This window comes from Enterobacter cloacae complex sp. SHL020, from assembly GCF_049236945.1.
Lineage (GTDB): Bacteria > Pseudomonadota > Gammaproteobacteria > Enterobacterales > Enterobacteriaceae > Enterobacter > Enterobacter dykesii.
Genome location: NZ_JBMKJF010000001.1, coordinates 809633 through 832858 on the forward strand (window position 1 = coordinate 809633; position 23226 = coordinate 832858).

General features: G+C 54.9%; 26 protein-coding genes and 1 other annotated feature. Of the genes, 9 read left to right on the forward strand and 17 right to left on the reverse strand.

Annotation, left to right across the window (positions count from 1 at the left end; genetic code table 11):
* Positions 1 to 63: 63 nt before the first annotated feature.
* The 11 genes from btuD to thrS all read right to left on the reverse strand — a co-directional run bounded on the left by btuD (position 64) and on the right by thrS (position 9660).
* Positions 64 to 819 (reverse strand): vitamin B12 ABC transporter ATP-binding protein BtuD, encoded by a 756-nt coding sequence (gene btuD, locus ACOTZB_RS03895; RefSeq protein WP_421626534.1) that lies wholly within the window; start codon positions 817 to 819, stop codon positions 64 to 66.
* Positions 819 to 1370: a glutathione peroxidase gene (locus tag ACOTZB_RS03900; RefSeq protein WP_047061627.1), complete on the reverse strand. Its 552-nt coding sequence runs from the start codon at positions 1368 to 1370 to the stop codon at positions 819 to 821. The genes btuD and ACOTZB_RS03900 overlap by 1 nt, the downstream gene beginning before the upstream one ends.
* Before the next feature lie 34 nt (positions 1371 to 1404).
* Positions 1405 to 2385 carry a vitamin B12 ABC transporter permease BtuC gene (gene btuC / locus ACOTZB_RS03905; protein ID WP_193804552.1) on the reverse strand — a complete coding sequence of 327 codons (981 nt, stop codon included), beginning with the start codon at positions 2383 to 2385 and terminating at the stop codon, positions 1405 to 1407.
* A 103-nt stretch (positions 2386 to 2488) separates the two neighbouring features.
* Positions 2489 to 2788 (reverse strand): integration host factor subunit alpha, encoded by a 300-nt coding sequence (gene ihfA, locus ACOTZB_RS03910; RefSeq protein WP_003857805.1) that lies wholly within the window; start codon positions 2786 to 2788, stop codon positions 2489 to 2491.
* A gap of 4 nt (positions 2789 to 2792) precedes the next feature.
* Entirely contained in the window at positions 2793 to 5180 is a 2388-nt protein-coding gene (gene pheT, locus ACOTZB_RS03915; RefSeq protein ID WP_421626535.1) for a phenylalanine--tRNA ligase subunit beta, read from the reverse strand.
* A gap of 15 nt (positions 5181 to 5195) precedes the next feature.
* Positions 5196 to 6179, reverse strand: coding sequence for a phenylalanine--tRNA ligase subunit alpha (gene pheS, locus ACOTZB_RS03920; RefSeq protein ID WP_421626536.1), 984 nt, complete (start codon positions 6177 to 6179; stop codon positions 5196 to 5198).
* A 62-nt stretch (positions 6180 to 6241) separates the two neighbouring features.
* Positions 6242 to 6366, reverse strand: a sequence feature (Phe leader region).
* Positions 6317 to 6361: a pheST operon leader peptide PheM gene (gene pheM / locus ACOTZB_RS03925; RefSeq protein WP_001386830.1), complete on the reverse strand. Its 45-nt coding sequence runs from the start codon at positions 6359 to 6361 to the stop codon at positions 6317 to 6319. It overlaps the preceding feature by 45 nt.
* A gap of 117 nt (positions 6367 to 6483) precedes the next feature.
* Positions 6484 to 6840: a 50S ribosomal protein L20 gene (gene rplT / locus ACOTZB_RS03930; RefSeq protein ID WP_000124850.1), complete on the reverse strand. Its 357-nt coding sequence runs from the start codon at positions 6838 to 6840 to the stop codon at positions 6484 to 6486.
* Positions 6841 to 6890: 50 nt separating this feature from the next.
* Entirely contained in the window at positions 6891 to 7088 is a 198-nt protein-coding gene (rpmI, locus tag ACOTZB_RS03935) for a 50S ribosomal protein L35 (RefSeq protein ID WP_003030583.1), read from the reverse strand.
* 97 nt (positions 7089 to 7185) lie between these two features.
* On the reverse strand, positions 7186 to 7728 hold the full coding sequence (gene infC, locus ACOTZB_RS03940; protein ID WP_014069901.1) for a translation initiation factor IF-3: 543 nt from the start codon (positions 7726 to 7728) through the stop codon (positions 7186 to 7188).
* Positions 7729 to 7731: 3 nt separating this feature from the next.
* Positions 7732 to 9660, reverse strand: a complete 1929-nt coding sequence (thrS, locus tag ACOTZB_RS03945) for a threonine--tRNA ligase (RefSeq protein ID WP_008500657.1) — start codon at positions 9658 to 9660, stop codon at positions 7732 to 7734.
* A gap of 322 nt (positions 9661 to 9982) precedes the next feature.
* On the opposite strand from thrS, the gene yncL reads away from it, so the two are divergent.
* The gene (gene yncL, locus ACOTZB_RS03950) at positions 9983 to 10075 is read left to right on the forward strand and encodes a stress response membrane protein YncL (RefSeq protein ID WP_021241082.1); all 93 of its coding nucleotides are present in this window, start codon (positions 9983 to 9985) and stop codon (positions 10073 to 10075) included.
* Positions 10076 to 10173: 98 nt separating this feature from the next.
* Complete coding sequence (yniD, locus tag ACOTZB_RS03955; protein ID WP_112009453.1) at positions 10174 to 10281, forward strand: small membrane protein YniD; 108 nt, start codon at positions 10174 to 10176, stop codon at positions 10279 to 10281.
* 80 nt (positions 10282 to 10361) lie between these two features.
* On the opposite strand, the gene ACOTZB_RS03960 is transcribed toward yniD, so the two are convergent.
* Positions 10362 to 11120, reverse strand: a complete 759-nt coding sequence (locus ACOTZB_RS03960; protein ID WP_029740435.1) for a DUF481 domain-containing protein — start codon at positions 11118 to 11120, stop codon at positions 10362 to 10364.
* Between the two features lie 295 nt (positions 11121 to 11415).
* Between ACOTZB_RS03960 and pfkB the strand changes: the two genes are divergently transcribed.
* The 3 genes from pfkB (at position 11416) to ACOTZB_RS03975 (ending at position 13711) form a co-directional block, all read left to right on the forward strand.
* Positions 11416 to 12348, forward strand: a complete 933-nt coding sequence (pfkB, locus tag ACOTZB_RS03965; RefSeq protein ID WP_047651956.1) for a 6-phosphofructokinase II — start codon at positions 11416 to 11418, stop codon at positions 12346 to 12348.
* A 106-nt stretch (positions 12349 to 12454) separates the two neighbouring features.
* Positions 12455 to 12745 carry a type V toxin-antitoxin system endoribonuclease antitoxin GhoS gene (gene ghoS, locus ACOTZB_RS03970; RefSeq protein WP_047648044.1) on the forward strand — a complete coding sequence of 97 codons (291 nt, stop codon included), beginning with the start codon at positions 12455 to 12457 and terminating at the stop codon, positions 12743 to 12745.
* 105 nt (positions 12746 to 12850) lie between these two features.
* Positions 12851 to 13711 (forward strand): fructosamine kinase family protein, encoded by an 861-nt coding sequence (locus ACOTZB_RS03975; RefSeq protein WP_421626537.1) that lies wholly within the window; start codon positions 12851 to 12853, stop codon positions 13709 to 13711.
* A 35-nt stretch (positions 13712 to 13746) separates the two neighbouring features.
* On the opposite strand, the gene ACOTZB_RS03980 is transcribed toward ACOTZB_RS03975, so the two are convergent.
* Positions 13747 to 14283, reverse strand: coding sequence for a YniB family protein (locus tag ACOTZB_RS03980; protein ID WP_023311291.1), 537 nt, complete (start codon positions 14281 to 14283; stop codon positions 13747 to 13749).
* Positions 14284 to 14431: 148 nt separating this feature from the next.
* On the opposite strand from ACOTZB_RS03980, the gene hxpB reads away from it, so the two are divergent.
* The 3 genes from hxpB (at position 14432) to ACOTZB_RS03995 (ending at position 17314) form a co-directional block, all read left to right on the forward strand.
* Positions 14432 to 15103 (forward strand): hexitol phosphatase HxpB, encoded by a 672-nt coding sequence (gene hxpB, locus ACOTZB_RS03985; protein WP_126328311.1) that lies wholly within the window; start codon positions 14432 to 14434, stop codon positions 15101 to 15103.
* 101 nt (positions 15104 to 15204) lie between these two features.
* The gene (locus ACOTZB_RS03990) at positions 15205 to 15795 is read left to right on the forward strand and encodes a metal-dependent hydrolase (RefSeq protein ID WP_014883483.1); all 591 of its coding nucleotides are present in this window, start codon (positions 15205 to 15207) and stop codon (positions 15793 to 15795) included.
* A gap of 127 nt (positions 15796 to 15922) precedes the next feature.
* Entirely contained in the window at positions 15923 to 17314 is a 1392-nt protein-coding gene (locus ACOTZB_RS03995) for an L-cystine transporter (protein ID WP_421626538.1), read from the forward strand.
* Between the two features lie 47 nt (positions 17315 to 17361).
* Here ACOTZB_RS03995 and cedA read toward each other — a convergent pair whose 3' ends face one another.
* Positions 17362 to 17754 carry a cell division activator CedA gene (cedA, locus tag ACOTZB_RS04000; protein ID WP_318530310.1) on the reverse strand — a complete coding sequence of 131 codons (393 nt, stop codon included), beginning with the start codon at positions 17752 to 17754 and terminating at the stop codon, positions 17362 to 17364.
* 50 nt (positions 17755 to 17804) lie between these two features.
* Between cedA and katE the strand changes: the two genes are divergently transcribed.
* Positions 17805 to 20054, forward strand: a complete 2250-nt coding sequence (gene katE / locus ACOTZB_RS04005) for a catalase HPII (RefSeq protein ID WP_421626539.1) — start codon at positions 17805 to 17807, stop codon at positions 20052 to 20054.
* A 102-nt stretch (positions 20055 to 20156) separates the two neighbouring features.
* On the opposite strand, the gene chbG is transcribed toward katE, so the two are convergent.
* The 3 genes from chbG to chbR all read right to left on the reverse strand — a co-directional run bounded on the left by chbG (position 20157) and on the right by chbR (position 23225).
* Positions 20157 to 20906 carry a chitin disaccharide deacetylase gene (gene chbG, locus ACOTZB_RS04010; protein WP_193804558.1) on the reverse strand — a complete coding sequence of 250 codons (750 nt, stop codon included), beginning with the start codon at positions 20904 to 20906 and terminating at the stop codon, positions 20157 to 20159.
* A gap of 11 nt (positions 20907 to 20917) precedes the next feature.
* On the reverse strand, positions 20918 to 22273 hold the full coding sequence (locus ACOTZB_RS04015; protein WP_193804559.1) for a 6-phospho-beta-glucosidase: 1356 nt from the start codon (positions 22271 to 22273) through the stop codon (positions 20918 to 20920).
* Positions 22274 to 22382: 109 nt separating this feature from the next.
* Positions 22383 to 23225: a transcriptional regulator ChbR gene (gene chbR, locus ACOTZB_RS04020; protein ID WP_071789366.1), complete on the reverse strand. Its 843-nt coding sequence runs from the start codon at positions 23223 to 23225 to the stop codon at positions 22383 to 22385.
* Position 23226: the final 1 nt, after the last annotated feature.

Genomic DNA, 23226 nt, shown 5'->3' on the forward strand with positions numbered 1-23226 from the left:
TCCTCTGCTTTTTTTGTTCTTTTCGTAATTTAGCGTGCAATTGTGCTAAGAGGCAAGAAACGGTTACGTCTGCCCGGTAGAAATCAGCATCTTATGTCCCTCAATATCCAGCCTGCGGAACGACATGTTGTACGCGCGGGCAAGATGGGGCGGCGTAAGAACCCGATCCCGGGCACCGCTGGCGATCATCTTTCCCTGCGACAGCAGCCACACCCGGTGGGCATGTCGCAGGGTGTGGTTGAGGTCATGACTGCTCATCACCACGGCGATACCTTTTCGGCTCAGGGTGCTTAACAGCGCATCCAGTGCCGCCTGCTGCGCCACGTCCAGACCGCTCATGGGTTCATCGAGAAGCAGCATTCGCCCGTGAGGATTACCTGCCGGGTGGATCTGAAGAATGACGGCCGCCAGGCGCACCCGCTGCCACTCTCCGCCGGAAAGCTGGCTGGCATGCCGGGACAGTTTATCTTCCAGCCCCAGGGCCGCGGCCACGTCCGTCAGCAGTGCCGTCTGTTGTTTGTCGTGCAAATGCAGCATCAGATAGTGCCAGACCGGCATCGCAAAGGGCGGAACCTGCTGCTGCACGAGGTAACTGCGCCGATGCGCCAGCGAGACCGGTGACCAGTCGGCGAGCGTATGCTCCAGCAGCGTTATCTGCCCTTCTCCGTCGGTCATGCCTGCCATCCGTGCCAGCAGCGTGCTCTTCCCTGCACCGTTTGGCCCGACAAGATGCAGGATTTCTCCCGCATTGATGGTACCGGTTATCGGCTCCAGACGTCCCCGCTCGGCAACGTCCGTGAGCTGCATCAGCAGCGACATTATTTCGCCAGCGCCAGCTTGATCGATTCCATAACGATCGGATCCTCAGGGGTCATATCCGGCGAAAAACGCTGAACGACCTGGCCGTCGCGGCCAATCAGGAATTTTTCAAAATTCCACAGGATATCGTCCGGGTAAAGCGGCGCGCGGCCTTTGCTGGCCATGCGTTCATAAAAACCGCTTCCTTCCGGCGCAACGGCTTTCGGCGCGGCAGCGATCAGCTTCGCATACAGCGGATGGCGGTCTTCACCGTTGACATCGATTTTGCTGAACATCGGGAACGTCACGCCATAGGTGGTGCTGCAGAAGGTTTTAATCTCCTCTTCGCTGCCCGGCTCCTGGCCCAGGAACTGGTTGCACGGGAAGCCCAGCACGGTGAAACCGTCTTTCTCCCAGGCCTTCTGAATGTTCTCCAACTGCTCGTACTGCGGCGTCAGGCCACATTTGGATGCCACGTTGACGATAAGCAGCACGTTGCCTTTGTAGCCTTCCAGCGTGGTGTTAACGCCATCAATAGTGGTCACTTCAGTATTCAGGATATCTGACTGCATAGCATTCCCTCAGGTTGTCTTACGGCTAGTTGTTTTAACGTCCAGCTTTTAATAGTAGCCAGATAAAGACCGGCGCGCCCAGCGTGGCGGTCACCACGCCAATCGGCAGCTCGGCGGCCGTCAGGGCAAGCCGGGCGATGATGTCGGCCACCAGCAGCGTGACGGCTCCGGCAACCGCCGAGGCAGGAAGCAGAGTCCGATGGTCCGTGAGGCCACACAGGCGCAGCATGTGCGGAATCACCAGCCCGATAAAGCCGATCGCGCCCGCCAGAGCCACGCTGACGCCGACCAGCCAGCCAATGACGATCACCAGCACATTACGCCAGAACCCAATCGGCATGCCGAGCTGGCGGGCAGAGGTTTCACCCAGCGCGAGCATATTCAGCGGCTGCGCCTGCAGGGCAGCCCACACGATGACCGGTACCAGTAGCGCCATTAGCCAGCCCTGGTGCCAGTCAACGCCTCCAAAGCCGCCCATCATCCAGTACATCAGCTGACGCAGGTCAAAGGATGTTGAGAAGTAGACCGCCCAGGTCATCAGCGCGCTGCAGATGATCCCCAGCGCCACGCCGGCAAGCAGCAGACGGCTGGTAGATAAGTGCCGTCTGGCGAAGCGAAGAAGGATCGCGGTGATCAGCAGCGCGCCGAGGATAGCGCTCAGGCTAATACTCCATCCGGTGAGTTCTCCCCCACCCAGCATTACCGCCGCAATCAGGCCTACGCCTGCGCCGTTTGACACGCCGAGCAGCCCGGGCTCCGCCAGAGGGTTATCAAACAACGCCTGCATAATGGTACCGCACAGCGCCAGCGCGGCGCCGACCAGAACCACCGCGACGGTGCGCGGCAGGCGAATTTGCCAGACGAAGAGCTGCCCGTCCGGCCCCGACCAGCTTTCAGGCCCGATCCATCTATCGCCCGCGCAGAGGCTCACGCCCGCGGCGACAATGAGCAACAGCACCAGCAAAAGCAGGCGACGCTTATCGGAACGGTGCTGGCGATGGGCATAATCAAGCATGTGTACGGTTTTAGTAGCGTGAGATGTAATTGATTTTACGGCGGGTTTGCCGGCGAGCGCAAAGAAAAAAGGCCGCGTGGGCGGCCTTTTTAGTTAGTTCATATTACTCTGCTTTGGGCGTTGCGTTTTCGACACGGCTTTTCAACTTCTGGCCGGGTCTGAAGGTCACCACGCGGCGGGCTGTAATGGGAATATCTTCCCCCGTCTTCGGGTTGCGGCCCGGACGTTGGTTTTTGTCTCGCAAATCAAAATTGCCAAAACCGGAGAGTTTTACCTGCTCACCATTTTCCAGAGCACGACGGATCTCTTCGAAAAACAGCTCTACCAGCTCTTTGGCATCCCGTTTGCTAAGCCCAAGCTTATCAAACAGATATTCTGACATTTCAGCTTTTGTAAGCGCCATAGGTTCAATCCCTCAATGATGCCTGGAATCGCTCTTTTAATGCCTCTACACATTTGGCGACGGTAGCGGCAATCTCCTCTTCTTCGAGTGTACGGCTGGTATCCTGAAGGATAAGGCTAATAGCGAGGCTCTTGAAACCTTCTGCTACGCCCTTGCCGCGGTACACGTCAAATAAGTTTACGCCAACTACCTGATTTACGCCAACTTTCTTACATTCGGCCAAAATATCTGCTGCAGGCACATTTTCCGCGACCACAACCGCGATATCACGGCGGTTTGCCGGGAAGCGGGAGACGTCCTGAGCCTGAGGAATAACGCGGTCAGCCACCGGGTTCCATTCCAGCTCGAACACGATGGTACGGCCGTTCAGGTCCAGCTTACGCTCCAGCTCAGGGTGAACAACCCCAATAAAACCAACGCGTTTGCCGTCTAAATAGATAGCTGCGCTCTGGCCCGGATGCAGAGCCGGGATAGCTTCTGCGCGGAATTCAATTTCAGATAATTTACCGGTCAGATCCAGAATCGCTTCCAGATCGCCCTTCATATCGTAGAAATCAACCGTGCCTTTTGCCAGGTCCCAGTGCTCTTCATAGCGGTTGCCGCTGATGGCGCCAGCCAGCATGAGATCCTGACGGATGCCTAAATTTGCCTGATTATCCGGTACAAAGCGCAAACCGCTTTCGAAAATTCGCACGCGGTTTTGCTGGCGATTCTGATTATAAACGACAGTGCCCAGCAGGCCCGTCCACAGAGACAGACGCATCGCGGACATTTCGCTGGAGATTGGGCTTGGCAGGATCAGCGCCTCCTGACCCGGGTGGATCAGCTGCTGCAGCTTTGGATCAACGAAGCTGTAGGTGATCACTTCCTGGTAGCCTTTGTCGTTCAGCATGGTTTTCACACGCTTCAGGGACAGGTCGGCTTCACGGTGGGCGCCCATCACCAGACCCGCCTGGACAGGCTCGTCAGGGATGTTGTTGTAGCCGTAAACGCGGGCCACTTCTTCCACCAGATCTTCTTCAATTTCCATGTCGAAACGCCATGATGGCGCAACGGCTTTCCACTCGTCCTGGCCTTCGGTTACTTCACAGCCCAGACGTTTCAGGATGTCGGTCACCTGCGCATCGGCAACGTGGTGACCAATCAGGCGATCCAGCTTGCTGCGGCGCAGGGTGATGGTTGCGCGCTTCGGCAGCGTTGCTTCGTTGGTGACGTCGATAACCGGGCCCGCTTCACCGCCGCAGATGTCGATCAGCAGGCGGGTCGCACGTTCCATCGCTTTGTACTGCAGCGCCGGGTCAACGCCTCGCTCGTAGCGGTGAGAGGCATCGGTATGCAGGCCGTGACGGCGTGCGCGACCGGTGATGGAGAGTGGGCTGAAGAACGCGCATTCCAGTAGGACGTTTTGCGTCTCGGCGTTGACGCCTGAGTGCTCGCCACCGAAGATACCGCCCATTGCCAGCGCTTTGCTGTGGTCAGCAATCACCAGGGTGTCGGCGTTCAGTTTCGCTTCGCTGCCGTCCAGCAGAACCAGGGTTTCGCCCTCTTTCGCCATGCGCACAACGATGCCGCCGTCGATACGATCTTTATCGAACGCGTGCATTGGCTGGCCCAGCTCCAGCAGAACGTAGTTGGTCACGTCAACCACTGCGTCGATAGAGCGAATACCGCAGCGGCGCAGCTTCTCTTTCATCCACAGCGGGGTTGGCGCTTTCACGTTGATGCCTTTCACCACGCGACCGAGGTAGCGCGGGCAAGCATCCGCAGCGTCAACCTGAATAGGCAGCACGTCACCGATGGTCGCTTCAACCGGCGCGATTTCTGGCGCGTTCAGTTCGGTCTGGTTCAGCACGGCCACGTCGCGCGCCACGCCGATGATCCCTAAGCAGTCGGCACGGTTTGGCGTGACGCTGATTTCGATGGTGTTGTCATCAAGCTTCAGGTATTCACGGATATCGGTGCCGACTGGCGCATCCAGCGGCAGCTCAATGATGCCGTTGTGGTCGTCGGAAATACCCAGCTCGGAGAAGGAGCACAGCATGCCTTCAGACGGCTCGCCGCGCAGCTTAGCCGCTTTAATTTTGAAATCGCCCGGCAGCACCGCTCCGACGGTCGCCACGGCCACCTTCAGGCCCTGACGGCAGTTTGGCGCACCGCAGACGATATCCAGCAGACGGTCACCGCCCACGTTTACTTTTGTTACGCGCAGTTTGTCAGCATTAGGGTGCTGACCGCATTCGACTACTTCGCCGACGACCACGCCGTTGAAGGTACCGGAAACCGGCTCAACGCCGTCGACTTCCAGACCTGCCATGGTGATCTGGTTAGAAAGCGCGTCGCTGTCCAGCGTGGTGTTCACCCACTCGCGTAACCACAGTTCACTGAATTTCATTGTTCTGTCCTGCCCTTATTTAAACTGTTTGAGGAAACGCAGATCGTTTTCGAAGAATGCACGTAAGTCGGTCACGCCGTAGCGCAGCATGGTCAGACGCTCCATGCCCATGCCGAAAGCAAAGCCGGAGTAAACTTCCGGATCGATACCCACGTTGCGCAGCACGTTTGGATGCACCATGCCGCAGCCCAGCACTTCCAGCCATTTGCCGTTTTTACCCATCACGTCAACTTCCGCAGACGGTTCGGTGAACGGGAAATAGGACGGGCGGAAACGAACCTGCAGATCTTCCTCAAAGAAGTTGTTCAGGAAATCGTGCAGCGTGCCCTTCAGGTTGGTGAAGCTGATGTTTTTATCAACAATCAGACCTTCCATCTGGTGGAACATTGGGGTGTGGGTCTGATCGTAGTCGTTACGATAGACGCGGCCCGGCGCGATAATACGGATTGGCGGCTCCTGCTCCTTCATGGTACGGATCTGAACGCCGGAGGTCTGAGTACGCAGCAGACGCGTAGCGTCGAACCAGAAAGTGTCGTGGTCAGCGCGTGCCGGATGATGGCCAGGAATGTTCAGGGCGTCGAAGTTATGGTAATCATCTTCGATTTCCGGGCCAGTCGCCACGGTAAAGCCGAGCTCACCGAAGAAACTTTCAATGCGATCGATGGTGCGGGTAACCGGATGCAGACCGCCGTTTTCGATACGGCGACCCGGCAGAGAAACGTCGATCGTCTCTGCGGCCAGACGCGCATTCAGCACCGCGCTTTCCAGCTCGGCTTTGCGCGCGTTCAGCGCCTGCTGTACCTGCTCTTTGGCTTCGTTAATCACCGCACCCGCTGCCGGGCGTTCTTCTGGCGACAGCTCACGCAGGGTTGTCATCTGAAGGGTCAGGTGCCCTTTCTTCCCAAGATATTCGACGCGGACATTGTCTAACGCGACAACATCTGAGGCCTGATTAATGGCGGCTGTTGCACTGGCAACCAGCTCTGCGAGATGTGACATGATTTTCCTCATTATGTCGGTGCAGACACCGATTTGGTGGAGTTATTCTCTCAAATTCAGGCACAAAAAAAGCCTCCATTGGGAGGCTTATCTGGCGCTGTTTTTCGTTTCATCTTTCACGCGCTAGCCTCCTGAAATCAGGTGCTAAAGTAAAAGAAGAAGCGGAAAATAGCAGCATTCATGCTTGCGTTACCTTGTCTGGTAAAAACCGTTAAGACCTTATTGAAAAGCCTGGACGGATAAATGTCAATCTTCTGATGGTGTTAAATGAAAAGAGGGAGCAAAGCCCCCTCTCTCAACTGGCTTATGCCAGTGCTGCTTTCGCTTTTTCGACCAGAGCGGTGAACGCTACTTTGTCGAATACTGCGATGTCAGCCAGGATCTTACGGTCGATTTCAACAGAGGCTTTTTTCAGGCCGTTGATGAATTTGCTGTAAGAAATACCGTTCTGACGTGCTGCTGCGTTGATACGCGCAATCCACAGTTGACGGAACTGACGCTTACGCTGACGACGGTCACGGTAAGCGTACTGACCTGCTTTGATAACAGCCTGGAAAGCAACGCGGTATACGCGTGAACGCGCACCGTAGTAGCCTTTAGCTTGTTTCAAAATTTTCTTGTGACGTGCACGTGCAATTACACCACGTTTTACGCGAGCCATATGTGCTCTCCTGTATCTATATTCTTAGTAAAAAATTAAACGTTAACGGCTTATGCGTACGGCAGGCACGCGATAACCAGACCCAGATCGCCTTTAGAAACGAGGCCTTTTGGACGCAGGTGACGTTTACGCTTAGTAGATTTTTTGGTCAGAATATGACGCAGGTTTGCGTGCTTACGCTTAAATCCACCACCACCGGTTTTTTTGAAGCGCTTAGCAGCACCGCGTACGGTCTTAATTTTTGGCATCTTAATAACTTCCACTTCGCATTGTTAAATAAACGAAACATAGGCGAACAAAACCTATGAAACCCGAAGGCTCCACAGATTTTGCTGCTTGAAGGCCTTACTGTTTCTTCTTAGGAGCGAGCACCATGATCATCTGGCGGCCTTCGATCTTCGTAGGGAAGGATTCGACTACTGCCAGTTCACTCAGATCGTCACGGACGCGGTTAAGCACTTCCATACCAATCTGTTGGTGGGCCATCTCACGACCGCGGAAACGCAGTGTGATCTTGGCCTTATCGCCATCTTCCAGAAAGCGAATCAGGCTGCGGAGTTTTACCTGATAGTCGCCATCGTCGGTACCAGGACGGAATTTGATTTCCTTAACCTGGATAACTTTTTGCTTCTTCTTCTGTTCCTTAGAAGACTTACTCTTTTCATAAAGGAACTTGCCGTAGTCCATGATACGACAAACTGGCGGTTCGGCGTTAGGGCTGATTTCAACTAAATCTACTCCAGCTTCTTCAGCTTTTTCGATCGCTTCTCTCAGACTCACAATCCCCAGTGGTTCACCTTCAAGATCTGTTAAGCGAACTTCCTGGGCGCGAATCTCGCCATTGATACGATTCGGACGTGCCGTTTGAACTCGTTTTCCGCCTTTAATACCTTATTCCTCCAGTTGTTGAAGACTGCGGCTGCGAATCTCTTGTTGCAGCTTCTCAATCACTTCACTTACGTCCAGGCTGCCCAGGTCTTTACCACGGCGGGTGCGAACGGCAACTTTGCCTGCTTCCACCTCTTTATCACCACAGACCAACATATACGGGACACGACGTAAAGTGTGCTCGCGGATTTTAAAGCCAATCTTCTCATTTCTCAAGTCTGCTTTTACGCGAATGCCCGCATTTTGTAGTTTCTGCGTCAATTCTTTAACGTAATCCGCCTGAGAATCGGTAATGTTCATCACCACGACCTGCACTGGCGCAAGCCAGGTTGGGAAGAAGCCGGCGAACTCTTCGGTCAGGATGCCGATGAAGCGCTCCAGAGAACCGAGAATTGCACGGTGAATCATTACCGGTACCTGACGCTCGTTGTCTTCGCCAACATAAGAGGCGCTTAAACGCTGCGGCAGGGAGAAGTCCAGCTGTACAGTACCGCACTGCCATGCGCGATCGAGGCAGTCATACAGGGTAAATTCAATTTTCGGACCGTAGAATGCGCCCTCGCCCAGCTGGTATTCGAACGGAATGCCGTTCTCTTCCAGCGCCACGGCGAGATCCGCTTCTGCGCGATCCCATGTCTCATCGCTACCGATACGTTTTTCCGGACGCGTTGAGAGTTTGACCACGATCTTCTCGAAGCCAAAGGTGCTGTACATATCGTAGACCATACGAATACAGGCGTTAACTTCGTCACGGACCTGATCTTCAGTACAGAAAATATGCGCATCATCCTGAGTAAAGCCACGAACACGCATCAGACCGTGCAGCGCACCTGATGGTTCGTTACGGTGGCAGCTACCGAACTCCGCCATACGCAGCGGCAGGTCGCGGTAGGATTTCAGACCCTGGTTGAAGATCTGAACGTGGCCCGGGCAGTTCATTGGCTTGATGCAGTATTCACGGTTCTCAGACGAGGTGGTGAACATCGCATCTTTGTAGTTGTCCCAGTGGCCGGTTTTTTCCCACAGCACACGGTCCATCATGAACGGGCCTTTCACTTCCTGATACTGGTACTCTTTCAGCTTGGAGCGTACGAAAGTTTCCAGTTCACGGAAGATGGTCCAGCCGTCGTTATGCCAGAACACCATGCCCGGCGCTTCTTCCTGCATGTGGTACAGGTCAAGCTGCTTACCGATTTTACGGTGGTCACGCTTCGCCGCCTCTTCCAGGCGCAGCAGGTATGCGTTCAGGGCTTTTTTATCAGCCCACGCGGTACCATAGATACGCTGCAACATCTTGTTGTTGCTGTCGCCACGCCAGTAGGCGCCTGCGATCTTCATCAGCTTAAAGTGATGACAGAAACGCATGTTCGGCACGTGCGGTCCACGGCACATGTCGACGTATTCTTCGTGATGGTACAAGCCAGGCTTGTCATCATGCGAAATGTTTTCGTCAAGAATAGAGACCTTGTAGCTCTCGCCGCGCTTCACGAAGGTTTCACGCGCTTCGTGCCAGCTGACTTTCTTCTTGATGACGTCATAGTTTGTTTCGGCGAGCTCGTGCATGCGTTTTTCGAGCGCGTCGATATCTTCCTGAGTCAGGGTGTGGTCAAGGTCAACGTCGTAGTAGAAACCGTTATCGATAACCGGACCGATCGCCATTTTGGTGTTTGGCCACAGCTGTTTGATGGCATGGCCTAACAGGTGCGCGCAGGAGTGACGAATGATCTCCAGACCTTCTTCGTCTTTCGCGGTGATGATTGCAAGCGTCGCATCGTTTTCGATCAGATCGGAGGCGTCCACCAGCTCACCGTTAACGCGGCCAGCGATAGTCGCTTTCGCGAGGCCAGGACCAATGTCCAGGGCAACATCCATTGGGCTAACAGCACGGTCGAAATGGCGTTGGCTGCCATCAGGAAGAGTAATTACAGGCATTTTATATCCTTATTTGCAGTGATGCCCCACACATAAGAGCATATACAAAGAAAATAATCGTGATTTGACAATAGATTACGACACCATCTGACCAACAATCGTCAAATTGGTTCGTCATCATTCACCTGCCGAATTCAGATTAATGTGGATTTACGGCAAGCGACGTAATGTTAACACTAACGGCAAGGAGATTGCACCCTCTGCGGCCAGATTGATGGGCTGGCACTTTCGCACGAATTTGCAGGTTGCTTCTCCCCTGCGCTCGCATTTCGAAGATGCTGGGCTACTCTTGAACAGGTCTTTAAACCCAAAGGTGCATACCATGAACGTATCCAGTAGAACGGTTGTGATATTGAACATCCTTTCCGCCACAGGTTTATTGTTGATTCTCGCCGAGCGATTCCACTGGTTCTGAGCCGAACCCTACGCTGGCATAACCCAATCGAACCTGAGAAGGGGCATATTTCGGCCCTGTTTGGTAGACTGGGAGTATCAACCAACAAGGATTAGGTTATGCCAACTAAACGATTTGCCGCAAAACACTGGAAAATGGTGCTGGTGCTGATTGCCATCTGCGGCGCAATGCTGCTACTCCGTTGGGCGGCAATGATTTGGGGCTAGGGGCGAAGACAAGTCATCAGAAGGGACGTCAAAAGACTGCAGACAATAAACGGGCCGACATTATCATCGGCCCGCTTTTATTACATTCTATAACCCAGTGAAACCGTGGTTCTACGGTCGGTATGATCCGGCGCAGATTCTGGTGGTGAAGAGTTCCAGGTCACGTTGTAGGCGACTTTCAGGCCAAAGTGTTCGTTGATAGCCACATTCAGCGCCGTCTCAGAGTTCAGCGTCGTATCGTCGGCACCAAATACAGAAACACCCTGGGTAAATTTGGTGTTGTCAGTCATCTGCCAGGCATAGGTACCGGAAGCGTAACCGAGCGGTTGGGTTTTGGTATCGCCATTGGTGTACTCGTCATAACGCACACCCGGACCGAATTCAAAACGGAGGCTGTGTACCGGACCGTTCAGGAACTGGCGACCATAACCGGCGGTGAACACGTCGCGCTGGCGATAACCGTTGTAACGGTCGGTTAACCAGCTAGCCTGACCAAACAGGTAGTCATAGTCGGTCATGTTGTAACGGCTACGTCCGCCTACCGCATACTTCTCGGAAGAACGTTCGTCGTTAGCGGAAGTGTTGCTGGCATTACCCCAAAGAGACCAGGCGGTGGTGTTGCCGTACCAGGTGAGCGTACTGTCCGCCGTCAGAGAAGAGCTTTTCGTGTTACCGGATTGTGCCAGGTACCCGGCGTTCAGGTTACCTTCAAACGGTTTTTTCGCGGTGGAAGGATCGTCCATGACAGTAAAAACGGTATCATCAGCGGTCGCGTTCATAGCCGCAAACACGCCACCCGCCAGCATCAGTGCAGCGGGCACTGTCTTTAAAAGCTTCATTTTATTAAGGAGTCCGTACAACAAAAAAAGAGACCACACGGTCCCGGAATCTTTCTTGAGGATCAATGACAAGGCGTCCAGAGAAAGGTAACAAATTATAAAAAGCCGCAAATAACATAGCAATGTTTTCTTATTTCATTTTTTGAATAAGAACGATCTCAAAAAGCGTTTTATTTTATATATCCCCCGCCTCACTTTTCGTCAGTATTCATATTTAAAATCATACTGTTATTTACGTTGCCTTCCTGACAAATGGTGCCAGGCTAATAAGAACCCATGCTAAAAGGAGGTAATGATGGTTTCTATCTATACTCTTACGCTCTCCCCTTCCCTGGATTCCGCCACCCTGACGCCGCAGATTTACCCGGAAGGTAAATTGCGCTGTAGCGCCCCGGTCTTTGAGCCCGGCGGCGGCGGGATCAACGTGGCGCGCGCCATTACACATCTCGGCGGCAAAGCCACGGCAATTTTCCCCGCAGGCGGTGCTACCGGTGAACACCTGGTCTCTCTGCTGGCCGATGAACAGGTGGCCGTTGAAACCGTTGAGGCCAAAGACTGGACGCGGCAAAACCTGCATGTTCACGTGGAATCGAGCGGCGAGCAGTACCGTTTTGTCATGCCGGGCGCGAAGCTCAGCGATGACGAGTTTCGTCAGCTTGAAGAGAAAGTGTTGACGATAGAAAGCGGCGCGCTGCTGGTGGTAAGCGGCAGCCTGCCGCCCGGCGTCAGCACGGAAAAATTGACGGCGCTGATTCAGGCGGTACAGCAGCGCGGTATCCGCTGCATTGTCGACAGCAGCGGCGAGGCCCTGCAGGCGGCCCTGGTGCCGGGCAATCTGGAGCTGGTCAAACCCAACCAGAAAGAGTTAAGCGCGCTGGTCAACCGCGAACTGACGCAGCCTGATGATGTGCGCACCGCCGCGCAGGAGCTGGTGCGCAGCGGCAAAGCGCGGCGCGTAGTCGTCTCCCTTGGACCTCAGGGGGCGCTGGCAGTCGATGAATCGTCGTCCGTTCAGGTTGTCCCTCCGCCGATGAAGAGCCAAAGCACGGTTGGCGCGGGCGATAGTATGGTGGGTGCGATGACGCTAAAACTGGCGCAGGGTGCGTCTCTGCTCGAAATGACACGCTACGGCGTTGCGGCGGGTAGTGCCGCCACCATCAACCAGGGCACGCGTCTCTGTTCGCTTGCCGATACGCAAAAAATCGTCGATTACCTGTCCCGAAATTAACGCCTTTTCCCCTTCGTCTTTACGGAGGGGAAGGTCGTCTCTGAGTCGCCAAACGCAAACTATCGACTATGCTAAGAAAACTTCCATGATAACAATGAGGTGAATTATGAGCAGTGGTGACATCACACGCTACGTCGTGACCATCAACCTTCATGAAGCATCGCTGACCGAGCTAAATGAGCTCAACAATGCCTTCACCCGAGCTAATTTTCTCCTCACGCTGACGGATGACGAGGGCAATATTCATGATTTAGGCACCCTGGCATTTGGACTGATTGGCGCCCTGAGCCAGGAAGAGGTTCATGCGCTGGCCGCCAGTCTGGTGGAGAGCGTGACCGACAAGCCTGCCGAAATTGACGTGGATACCTGGGAAAGCTGGCGGAAAAAAGAACAATAAGTGCGCTGTATGAATTTAAACCGCTCAGGTGTGCGTTAGTTCGTATTTTTTTACCGCGGTTATGCGCTAACTTTATGATCTGGCAGACAACATGGGAGAGACAACATGTGGCAGGCTATCAGTCATCTTTTACGTGAGCAGCTGGGTGAAGGTGAAATTGAACTGCGTAACGAACTGCCAGGCGGTGAGATCCACGCCGCGTGGCATTTACGCTACGCAGGGCGCGATCTTTTCGTTAAGTGCGATGAGCGAGAGCTGCTTCCAATATTTACCGCCGAAGCCGACCAGCTGGAGCTGTTGTCGCGCAGTAAAACGGTGACGGTCCCGCAGGTTCTGGCCGTGGGGAGCGATCGCGACTACAGCTTCCTGGTGATGGAATATCTCCCCGCCCGCCCGCTGGATGCCCATAATGCGTTCATTCTCGGCCAACAGTTAGCGCGCCTGCATCAATGGAGCGACCAGCCGCAGTTTGGTCTCGACTTTGACAACGATCTCTCCACCACGCCACAGCCCAATGCCTGGCAGCGTCGCTGGTCGACGTTTTTTGCCGAGCAGCGCATTGGCTGGCAGCTTGAGCTGGCCGCCGAGAAAGGGCTGGAGTTTGGCAATATCGACGCCATCGTCGAGCACGTCCAGCAGCGTCTGGCATCCCACCAGCCTCAGGCGTCGCTGCTTCACGGCGATTTGTGGTCCAATAACTGCGCGCTGGGTCCCAACGGCCCGTACATCTATGACCCGGCCTGCTACTGGGGTGACAGAGAGTGCGATCTTGCCATGCTGCCGCTTCATCCTGAGCAGCCGCCGCAAATATACGACGGATACCAGTCTGTTTCCCCCCTGCCGCCCGGTTTCCTCGACCGCCAGCCGGTGTATCAGCTTTATACGCTGATGAACCGTGCCATTCTTTTTGGCGGAGAACACATTGTTAACGCGCAGCGGGCACTCGAGCGTATGCTTGCCGCCTGAGAAGAGACGGGTGGCCTTGCCGCCACCCCTATCGCTTACAGAAAACCGAGCAGTGAGAAGAAGAAGTATCCCGCCACAATGATTATCACGGGAAGGATATAGAGCGGGAAAATTTGCAGGAAAATGGTGTGACGCGGCACAACAATGCGGGATTCAATCTGCTCCCGACTCATGCCTTCCGGGCCTTTGGCCTGCTCCAGAATCAACTGATCCTCAACGCCCTCGCGTAAAAAGCGCGTCTGGCGACTCATTCTCGCGCCAGAGGCCTGCAGTGCCAGCGCGACAAAGATCAGGGCATATATCACCCAAAAACCGATATTCAGCTGTTGATGAAAATCCGGGGTCGGTGAGTTAAACCAGAAGACATTCAAAAATGGCGTATTAAAACGCATCATCTCAATCATGACATGAGCGAAATCAAGCATTACCGCATTGATACCCGGCTGTTTTTCGCTGTGATCGTACATAAATTTGAGTACAGAAATCAGCGTAGAAATGACGGCAGGAATAAAAATCACCCAGCCAGCAATACGTTTTAAGACCGCAATGCGTCCAGCTTGTTGATACGTCATCAGTTCCTCTTCATAAAGACGCGTTATTTGTGCCTAAGTCTACCTGCTGGTCATCAATTTCGCCCGCTCTTTAAAAGCAATATGCTAAATTGCAGATTGTGCTTAGCACGTATCGTCTGTCGAACACCCTGGATAAGGAGACGTTGTGATGTCGACACCGCGCAAAATTCTTGCCGCAATTTTTGACATGGATGGATTGCTGATCGATTCCGAACCGCTGTGGGATCGCGCCGAACTGGATGTAATGGCCAGCCTGGGCGTGGATATCAGCCGCCGTAATGAACTTCCCGATACGCTGGGTCTGCGCATCGATATGGTGGTTGACCTGTGGTTTGCCCAACAGCCGTGGGTAGGGCCCAATCGCGATGAGGTGACCGCACGCATTATCAGCCGCGCCATTTCACTGGTGGAAGAGAACAGGCCGCTGCTCCCCGGCGTACGCGAGGCTGTCGCACTGTGTAAAGCCCAGGGGCTGAAGGTTGGCCTGGCCTCGGCTTCACCGCTGCATATGCTGGAAAAAGTGCTCACGATGTTTGAACTGCGCGACAGTTTCGACGCGCTGGCGTCCGCTGAAAAATTGCCTTACAGCAAGCCGCACCCGCAGGTCTATCTGGACTGTGCCGCAAAGCTTGGCCTGGATCCCCTCAACTGCGTTGCGCTGGAAGATTCCGTTAACGGTATGGTGGCATCGAAGGCTGCGCGGATGCGCTCCATTGTGGTGCCCGCTGAAGAAGGCCGTCACGATCCCCGGTTTGCTCTTGCCGACGTGAAGCTTAACTCACTGGCAGAACTCACGGCGCATCATCTGCAGGGCGGTTAACGCCCTCCTCCGGTTTGTGACAAACAGTTACACCGTCACCTCTTCCGCCTACTGTATAAAAACCCTATACTGTATGAATTGACAGTTTTGTGGGTTTTATCATGACGGCGGAAGGCCACCTGCTTTTTTCTATTGCGTGCGCGGTATTTGCCAAAAACGCTGAACTCACCCCCGTGCTGGCACAGGGGGACTGGTGGCATATTGTCCCTTCCGCCGTATTGACCTGTCTGCTGCCCGACATTGACCATCCTAAATCCTTTCTCGGACAACGCCTGAAGTGGGTGTCGAAACCCATCGCCCGCGCGTTCGGCCACCGGGGGTTTACGCACAGCCTGCTGGCCGTATTTGGCCTGCTGACGCTTTTCTATTTAAAAGTGCCCGAAAGCTGGATAGTCCCCGCTGATGCCATCCAGGGGATGGTGCTGGGCTATTTAAGCCATATTCTCGCCGATATGCTGACGCCTGCGGGCGTGCCGCTGCTTTGGCCCTGCCGCTGGCGTTTCCGTTTTCCCATCCTCGCACCGCAGAAAGGCAACCAGCTTGAGCGCGTATTGTGCATGGCGCTGTTTGCTTACGCCGTCTGGATGCCGCAAACATTGCCCGAAAACAGTGCAGTTCGCTGGTCATCCCAGATGATTAATTCGCTGCAATTTCAGTTTAATCGCTTTATTCATCACCAGATTGAACAGTAAACCGACAAAATTATCCCATTTGTCATAACCCATTCCATTTGGATATAAGCGCTACATCACACTTCTGCTAACCTTCCGCCAACAGGATCGGTAAAAACCGACCCAATAATAAATCAGGAGAACGGGGATGAATTTTCCACTCATCGCGAACGTCGTTGTGTTCGTTGTATTGCTATTGCTTCTCGCGCAGGCGCGCCACAAACAGTGGAGCCTGGCGAAAAAAGTGCTGATTGGTCTGGCCATGGGTGTCGTATTTGGTCTGGCATTACAGGCAATTTATGGCTCCGATAATCCAGTTCTGAAAGACTCTATTCAGTGGTTCAACATCGTCGGTAACGGCTATGTCCAGCTGCTGCAGATGATCGTTATGCCGCTGGTGTTCGCCTCTATTCTGAGCGCCGTGGCCCGCCTGCATAACGCCACTCAGCTGGGAAAAATCAGTTTCCTGACCATCGGTACGCTGCTGTTCACCACGCTGATTGCCGCGCTGGTGGGGGTGCTGGTCACCAACCTGTTTGGCCTGACCGCAGAAGGTCTGGTTCAGGGTACCGCTGAAACGGCGCGTCTTACCGCGATTCAAACCAACTACGTTGGTAAAGTGGCTGACCTGACCGTGCCGCAGATGGTGCTCTCCTTCATTCCGAAGAATCCGTTTGCTGACCTGACCGGTGCGAGCCCAACCTCGATCATCAGCGTGGTTATTTTCGCCGCGTTCCTGGGCGTAGCGGCGCTGAAGCTGCTGAAAGACGACGCGCCTAAAGGTGAACGCGTGCTGACCGCGATTGACACCCTGCAAAGCTGGGTGATGAAGCTGGTCCGTCTGGTGATGCAGCTGACGCCTTACGGCGTGCTGGCGCTGATGACCAAAGTGGTTGCCGGCTCTAACCTGCAGGACATCATTAAGCTGGGTAGCTTCGTTGTCGCCTCTTATCTGGGCCTGGGCATCATGTTCGTGGTGCACGGCATCCTGCTGGGCGTGAACGGCGTCAGCCCGCTGAAATACTTCCGTAAAGTCTGGCCTGTACTGACCTTTGCCTTCACCAGCCGTTCCAGCGCCGCGTCTATTCCGCTGAACGTTGAAGCGCAGACCCGTCGTCTGGGCGTGCCTGAATCCATCGCCAGCTTCTCTGCCTCCTTTGGTGCCACCATTGGTCAGAACGGCTGTGCGGGACTCTATCCGGCGATGCTGGCGGTGATGGTTGCCCCAACGGTTGGGATCAACCCGCTGGATCCGGTCTGGATCGCCACGCTGGTCGGAATTGTTACCATAAGCTCCGCAGGCGTTGCGGGCGTTGGCGGCGGCGCAACCTTTGCTGCGCTGATTGTTCTGCCTGCGCTGGGTCTGCCGGTGACGCTGGTCGCCCTGCTGATCTCCGTTGAGCCGCTGATCGACATGGGCCGTACCGCGCTGAACGTGAGCGGCTCCATGACCGCCGGTACGCTGACCAGCCAGTGGCTGAAGCAGACCGACAAAGCGATTCTGGAAAGTGAAGACGACGCCGAGCTGGCGCACCGTTAATCACTTTGAAATAAAAAAACCGCCTGATGGCGGTTTTTTTATGGCTGTTATTCTTCAACCTCTTCATCCTGGCGGATCTGCATCGCCCACCGCTGCGCCGATTCCGGCACCGTAAACGTGGGCGAGCGGCGGAAATGTTCGCCGATCAGCACGAAGGCCACATATTTCCCCCGCAGCTGCCAGACATCGCGAAAGCCCTCCACTTTCAGGGCATGGTCAGGCGGCGCGGGCTCAACGCGGGGCACATAGCTAATAACCTGGCGGTTTTGTTGACGAAGAGGTTTCATAAGCGACTGGTTCACTAAAGCAAATTCTTGAAGCAGGAAAATTCTATGATAGCCGATCCTGCTGCCTTCCGTCGCGCCCCGAGTGGACGAGAAGGCTCCTTTCGTCAATGACGGCATGTGAAAACTCTTAGTTCGCGAGCCATCTCGCGACATTGTTCTATCCTTAATAGGGTTTTTAGCAATGGATAAAGGAGAAGCGTGCAATGTCGAACAAAGATAAAACACATCAATCACCGATTCATGGCACTGAGGAATCTCAACCGGGTATGGACTCTCTTGCCCCTGCTGACGGCTCTCACCGCCCCTCCCCTGGCCCTTCCGCACCGGGCGAACAGCCTACCGCACCGGGAAGCATGAAATCGCCGGACACGGGAAACGAGAAGCTGAAATCGCTTGAGCCACACCGTAAGGGCGGCGAAGGTTTTGCGCTCACCACCAATCAGGGCGTACGCATTGCTGACGATCAGAACTCCCTTCGCGCAGGCGCGCGCGGGCCAACCCTGCTGGAAGACTTTATCCTGCGGGAAAAAATCACCCATTTTGACCACGAGCGGATACCGGAACGCATCGTCCACGCGCGCGGCTCGGCTGCGCACGGCTACTTCCAGCCCTACAAGAGCCTGAAAGACATCACCAAAGCGGACTTCCTCTCCGACCCGGACAAAATCACTCCGGTATTTGTGCGCTTCTCCACCGTACAGGGCGGCGCAGGGTCGGCGGACACGGTTCGAGATATCCGCGGCTTTGCCACCAAGTTTTATACCGAAGAGGGTATTTTCGATCTGGTGGGCAATAACACCCCGGTGTTCTTCATTCAGGATGCGCATAAATTTCCTGACTTTGTCCATGCGGTAAAACCGGAGCCCCACTGGGCCATACCGCAGGGACAAAGCGCGCACGATACCTTCTGGGACTATGTCTCCCTACAGCCTGAAACCTTACACAACGTGATGTGGGCGATGTCAGACCGCGGCATCCCGCGCAGCTACCGCACCATGGAAGGGTTTGGCATCCACACCTTCCGGATGATCAACGCAGAGGGGAAAGCCACGTTTGTGCGCTTCCACTGGAAGCCGGTAGCGGGCAAAGCCTCGCTGGTGTGGGACGAGGCACAGAAGCTGACCGGACGCGATCCGGACTTCCATCGCCGCGAGCTGTGGGAGTCCATTGAAGCGGGCGACTTCCCGGAGTACGAACTGGGTCTGCAGCTCATTCCGGAGGAGGACGAATTTAGGTTCGATTTCGACCTGCTTGACCCGACGAAGCTGATCCCTGAAGAGCTGGTGCCGGTTCAACTGGTGGGAAAAATGGTGCTCAACCGTAACCCGGATAACTTCTTTGCCGAAAACGAGCAGGCCGCGTTCCACCCGGGGCATATCGTGCCAGGGCTGGACTTCACCAACGATCCGCTCCTGCAGGGTCGTTTGTTCTCGTATACCGATACGCAGATCAGCCGTCTTGGCGGGCCGAACTTCCACGAAATCCCGATTAACCGCCCAACCTGCCCGTACCACAATTTCCAGCGCGACGGGATGCATCGTCAGGATATTGATACCAATCCGGCGAACTATGAGCCGAACTCCATCAACGATAACTGGCCGCGCGAAACGCCTCCCGCGCCGAAACGCGGTGGATTCGAATCGTACCAGGAGCGAATCGACGGCAACAAAATTCGCGAGCGCAGCCCGTCGTTCGGCGAATATTACGCCCACCCTCGCCTGTTCTGGAACAGCCAGACGCCGATTGAGCAACAGCACATTATCGGCGGCTTCAGCTTTGAGCTGAGCAAAGTGGTGCGTACCTACATCCGCGAGCGGGTCGTCGATCAGCTGGCGCGCATTGATATTCAGCTCGCCCAGAGCGTTGCGGATAATCTGGGCATTACGCTGACCGACGAGCAGCGCAACCTTGCCCCGCCGAAAGAGGTTAACGGCGTCAAGAAAGATCCGTCGCTGAGCCTGTATGCCGTGCCGGGTGGCTCGATTAAAGGCCGCGTGGTCGCCATTCTGCTGAACGACAAAACCCGCGCCAGCGACGTGCTGGGGATTATGCAGGCGCTGAAGACCCAGGGCGTGCATGCGAAACTGCTTTATTCCCGCATGGGGGAAGTGACCGCCGATGACGGCTCCGTGCTGCCGGTGGCGGCAACCTTTGCCGGGGCGCCATCGCTGACCGTCGATGCGGTGATTGTGCCGTGCGGAGATATAGACAGCCTGCTGAGCAACGGTGACGCGGTGTATTATCTGCTGGAAGCCTACAAGCACCTGAAACCGATCGCGCTGTCCGGCGACGCGCGACGGTTTAAGGCGCAGCTGAAGGTGGCCGATCAGGGTGAGGACGGCATTGTCGAGGGCGATAACGTTGACGATGCCTTTATGACGAAGCTGTTTGATTTGCTCGCCGCGCACCGCGTCTGGTCGCGCAGCAGTAAGATCGATCAGATACCGGCGTAAAAAATACCCTCACCCCGCCCCTCTCCCTCGGGAGAGGGAGAAAACAATAAAAACGGTAACCCAGGTTACCGTTTTGCTTTTACCTCGCCACCGGGCTTTATCTCAAAGATCCCCGAACGTCCCCAACCGATACCCACGCTCGGCAATCGCATACTTCAGCGATGCCGACGTCAGCACGTCCAGCTCCGCCAGGCGCGGCCAGCAGTAGGCGCTCTTACGCACTGTATTATCGACAAAAGCAGGATGCGCCATGACCTCCAGCGACCGTTCCCCCCGCGCGGCGGAATCATCCAGCACCTTCAGGAACAGCGCTTCGTCGATCTCGTCGCCGTAAAATGCGCTGCTGAACCCCTCAGTGGTGGTCGCGGCGCAGTCAGGCACGCCGCGCGCCTCCCGATCCACGCGCATCGCCACACCTTTACGCTGTGCAAACTCAGCTACTATCGGGAAAATCGCCGGGATCATATGCACGTGGTGATGGCTGTCGATGTGCGTCGGTGCCTTACCAAACGCGTCAACAAAGCGGTTGAACTGACGCTCCAGCTCGCGGGCAATCTCTTCGAGCGGCAGAGCGCCCTGCTCCGCCAGTTCCCAAATCCATTTGCCCAACTGGCCGTCGCGCGTCAGGCCCGGCATTGGCGAAAGCGGCATCCCGAGCGTCAGCACAAAATGCATGCCGACGCCCAGCTCCGGCACCTCGCTGCTCAGCTGCGCCGCGTGTTCAACCGCCTCACCATTCACCAGTGCCGTGGTCGAGGTCACAACACCCCGGCGACTGGCTTCAATAATGCCGTAGTTCTGGCCTTTCGAGAGGCCAAAATCATCAGCATTAACGATCAGCAGGTTTTCCATTGTGCGTCCTCTTATTGCTGTTTGAACTTCAGCTTCTCGATCGTGGCGGCAAAGTTCGGCAACCACTTTTCATGCGCCAGGATCATCTCGCTGGCCAGCTTCTCCGCGTCGCGGTCGGAATGCACCAGCGGGCTGAGGTTCAGCGCCAGCAGCACGTCATTGAGCTCGCCGCTCAGCGCCGCGTTGCTTGCCGCTACTTCAAAGCCTTTGATGGTGTGGATCAGCCCCATGACCTTATCATCGAAGTGGGTGATGCGTGGATGCGGTTTAGCGCCATCGCGTCCCAGGATGCAGGTCATCTCAACGGCCCAGTCCGCCGGAATATTGTCAATATGGCCGTGGTGCGGCACGTTGACATAGTGTTCCGCCTGCTTGTCGTTGTAGATAGCATTAATCACTTCACACGCCGCATCGGAGTAGTAGGCCCCGCCGCGCTGCTCCAGCTCTTTCGGTTTGACGTTCAGGTTCGGATCTTTATACAAATCGAACAGCTGCTTCTCAACCTTCTGAACGATCTGCGCGCGCGCGCCGCCCTTATAGTACTCGCCCATTTCGATGGCCAGCATCTCTTTCTGCTTGAAGTAGTAAAGCAGGTACGAGCACGGCAGCAGGTTCAGCGAGCGGATCAGCCCTTCACTGAACGGCAGGTCAAAGATATTTTTTACCGATGCCGCCGTCAGGCGTCCGGAAGCCACGCCGTCCAGCAGTTCGGCAAAGCGCGATTTACCGTTCACGATAACGTCTTTAATGAACACCATATGGTTCAGGCCGAACAGGTCGATGGAGAGATCGTCGCTGTCGTTCAGCGCCAGCACGTCGCGGATAAACATCTTCATACCAATCGGAATATTACAGACGCCGATAAAGCGTTTGAAGCCGGTATGACGATAGACCGCCTCGGTCACCATCCCGGCCGGGTTGGTGAAGTTAATCACCCACGCGTTCGGGCAGATCTCCTCCACGTCTTTGACGATGTCGAAAATGACCGGGATGGTACGCAGGCCTTTGAACAGGCCGCCCGCGCCGTTGGTCTCCTGCCCGAGATAGCCGTGGCTCAGCGGAATACGCTCGTCCAGCTCGCGCGCTTTCAGCTGGCCGACGCGCAGCTGGGTGGTCACGAAGTCCGCATCTTTCAGCGCCAGACGACGGTCCAGGGTTTTATGCACGGTCAGAGGCACGCCCGCTTTCTCCACCATGCGCTTGCACAGGTCGAAAATAATATTCAGCTTTTCCTGACCTTCCTCCACGTCCACCAGCCATAATTCGCTGACCGGTAATTCATGATAACGTTTCAGGAAACCTTCCAGTAATTCCGGGGTATAGCTGCTGCCGCCACCAATGGTTACGACTTTTAATTTCTTCTGCATAATATCTCCCTTAGCGTATCAGGTTAATCGCCTGCAAGGTATAGCGTACTCTTCCCGCTATTTGGGCAAGCCATTAAAGCAATATTTGTGGCGGGTAATCCGCCGAAAGTTAATTAATTACCGTTAAATTCTTCCGGTAACTGTTCGGTGTGAATGAAGTCAATTTTTTAAAGGTCTTAATAAACAGGCTGGGACTGCTGTATCCTGACTCGTACGCAATATCGGTGACAGAGTAGTTGGTAATTTCCAGCTGTTTCTTGGCAAAATTAATGCGGATTTCATTAATAATTTGCACGGGTGTTTTACGATAATAGCGCTGCGTCGCGCGAGTCAGATATTCCTGGGATTTTCCCGACAGTGACACCATATTTTCCAGCGCATTTTCGCTGAACTGGCCTTTATCGTGCATCAGCTCAACGGTGCTGCGCAGCCACTGTGGAATATCATCCGTCACCTGCTGCTCCTCACGATGATGGCGCAGCCTGTTCATCACGTAGAAGGTCACCGTTTCAATAAACTCATCAAATTCATTGTCGCGAAAGTTAAGCGAGGCGATAACCGTTTCAATCCAGGTCATGAACTCGTTTTTGACCCGATAGACCTGGGAGGCCACAAAGCAGAACGGCACCAGCGGCAGATAGTGCTTCTCAAAGAAGCGTCTGCTGACGCCCACATTCAGAATACGGGTGGCACCAAATTCGTAAAAGCTCTGGTGATAAGACCCCATCGGCAGGAAGACAAAATCCCCTCGCTCAAGCAGGACGCGCTTACCGTTGATCTCCTGGTAGTAGCGGCCGGTCAGAACAATCGTGAACTCGTAGTAGTCATGCTGGTGCAGACCGCTGGCGCTCTCCGTCTTGTTGTAGATAACCACGTGAAAATTTTTGCCGTTAAACAGCTGCTGTTCAAGTGCGGTTTTAATTTCCATCGTGCTGACCTCCTGCTGCGAAATC

Excerpts from the sequence above, each read along its gene's own strand:
- btuD (WP_421626534.1), bottom strand. The coding sequence starts at position 819 with ATGTCGCTGCTGATGCAGCTCACGGACGTTGCCGAGCGGGGACGTCTG.
- ACOTZB_RS03900 (WP_047061627.1), bottom strand. The coding sequence starts at position 1,370 with ATGCAGTCAGATATCCTGAATACTGAAGTGACCACTATTGATGGCGTT.
- btuC (WP_193804552.1), bottom strand. The coding sequence starts at position 2,385 with ATGCTTGATTATGCCCATCGCCAGCACCGTTCCGATAAGCGTCGCCTG.
- ihfA (WP_003857805.1), bottom strand. The coding sequence starts at position 2,788 with ATGGCGCTTACAAAAGCTGAAATGTCAGAATATCTGTTTGATAAGCTT.
- pheT (WP_421626535.1), bottom strand. The coding sequence starts at position 5,180 with ATGAAATTCAGTGAACTGTGGTTACGCGAGTGGGTGAACACCACGCTG.
- pheS (WP_421626536.1), bottom strand. The coding sequence starts at position 6,179 with ATGTCACATCTCGCAGAGCTGGTTGCCAGTGCAACAGCCGCCATTAAT.
- rplT (WP_000124850.1), bottom strand. The coding sequence starts at position 6,840 with ATGGCTCGCGTAAAACGTGGTGTAATTGCACGTGCACGTCACAAGAAA.
- rpmI (WP_003030583.1), bottom strand. The coding sequence starts at position 7,088 with ATGCCAAAAATTAAGACCGTACGCGGTGCTGCTAAGCGCTTCAAAAAA.
- thrS (WP_008500657.1), bottom strand. The coding sequence starts at position 9,660 with ATGCCTGTAATTACTCTTCCTGATGGCAGCCAACGCCATTTCGACCGT.
- yncL (WP_021241082.1), top strand. The coding sequence starts at position 9,983 with ATGAACGTATCCAGTAGAACGGTTGTGATATTGAACATCCTTTCCGCC.
- yniD (WP_112009453.1), top strand. The coding sequence starts at position 10,174 with ATGCCAACTAAACGATTTGCCGCAAAACACTGGAAAATGGTGCTGGTG.
- ACOTZB_RS03960 (WP_029740435.1), bottom strand. The coding sequence starts at position 11,120 with ATGAAGCTTTTAAAGACAGTGCCCGCTGCACTGATGCTGGCGGGTGGC.
- pfkB (WP_047651956.1), top strand. The coding sequence starts at position 11,416 with ATGGTTTCTATCTATACTCTTACGCTCTCCCCTTCCCTGGATTCCGCC.
- ghoS (WP_047648044.1), top strand. The coding sequence starts at position 12,455 with ATGAGCAGTGGTGACATCACACGCTACGTCGTGACCATCAACCTTCAT.
- ACOTZB_RS03975 (WP_421626537.1), top strand. The coding sequence starts at position 12,851 with ATGTGGCAGGCTATCAGTCATCTTTTACGTGAGCAGCTGGGTGAAGGT.
- ACOTZB_RS03980 (WP_023311291.1), bottom strand. The coding sequence starts at position 14,283 with ATGACGTATCAACAAGCTGGACGCATTGCGGTCTTAAAACGTATTGCT.
- hxpB (WP_126328311.1), top strand. The coding sequence starts at position 14,432 with ATGTCGACACCGCGCAAAATTCTTGCCGCAATTTTTGACATGGATGGA.
- ACOTZB_RS03990 (WP_014883483.1), top strand. The coding sequence starts at position 15,205 with ATGACGGCGGAAGGCCACCTGCTTTTTTCTATTGCGTGCGCGGTATTT.
- ACOTZB_RS03995 (WP_421626538.1), top strand. The coding sequence starts at position 15,923 with ATGAATTTTCCACTCATCGCGAACGTCGTTGTGTTCGTTGTATTGCTA.
- cedA (WP_318530310.1), bottom strand. The coding sequence starts at position 17,754 with ATGTCGCGAGATGGCTCGCGAACTAAGAGTTTTCACATGCCGTCATTG.
- katE (WP_421626539.1), top strand. The coding sequence starts at position 17,805 with ATGTCGAACAAAGATAAAACACATCAATCACCGATTCATGGCACTGAG.
- chbG (WP_193804558.1), bottom strand. The coding sequence starts at position 20,906 with ATGGAAAACCTGCTGATCGTTAATGCTGATGATTTTGGCCTCTCGAAA.
- ACOTZB_RS04015 (WP_193804559.1), bottom strand. The coding sequence starts at position 22,273 with ATGCAGAAGAAATTAAAAGTCGTAACCATTGGTGGCGGCAGCAGCTAT.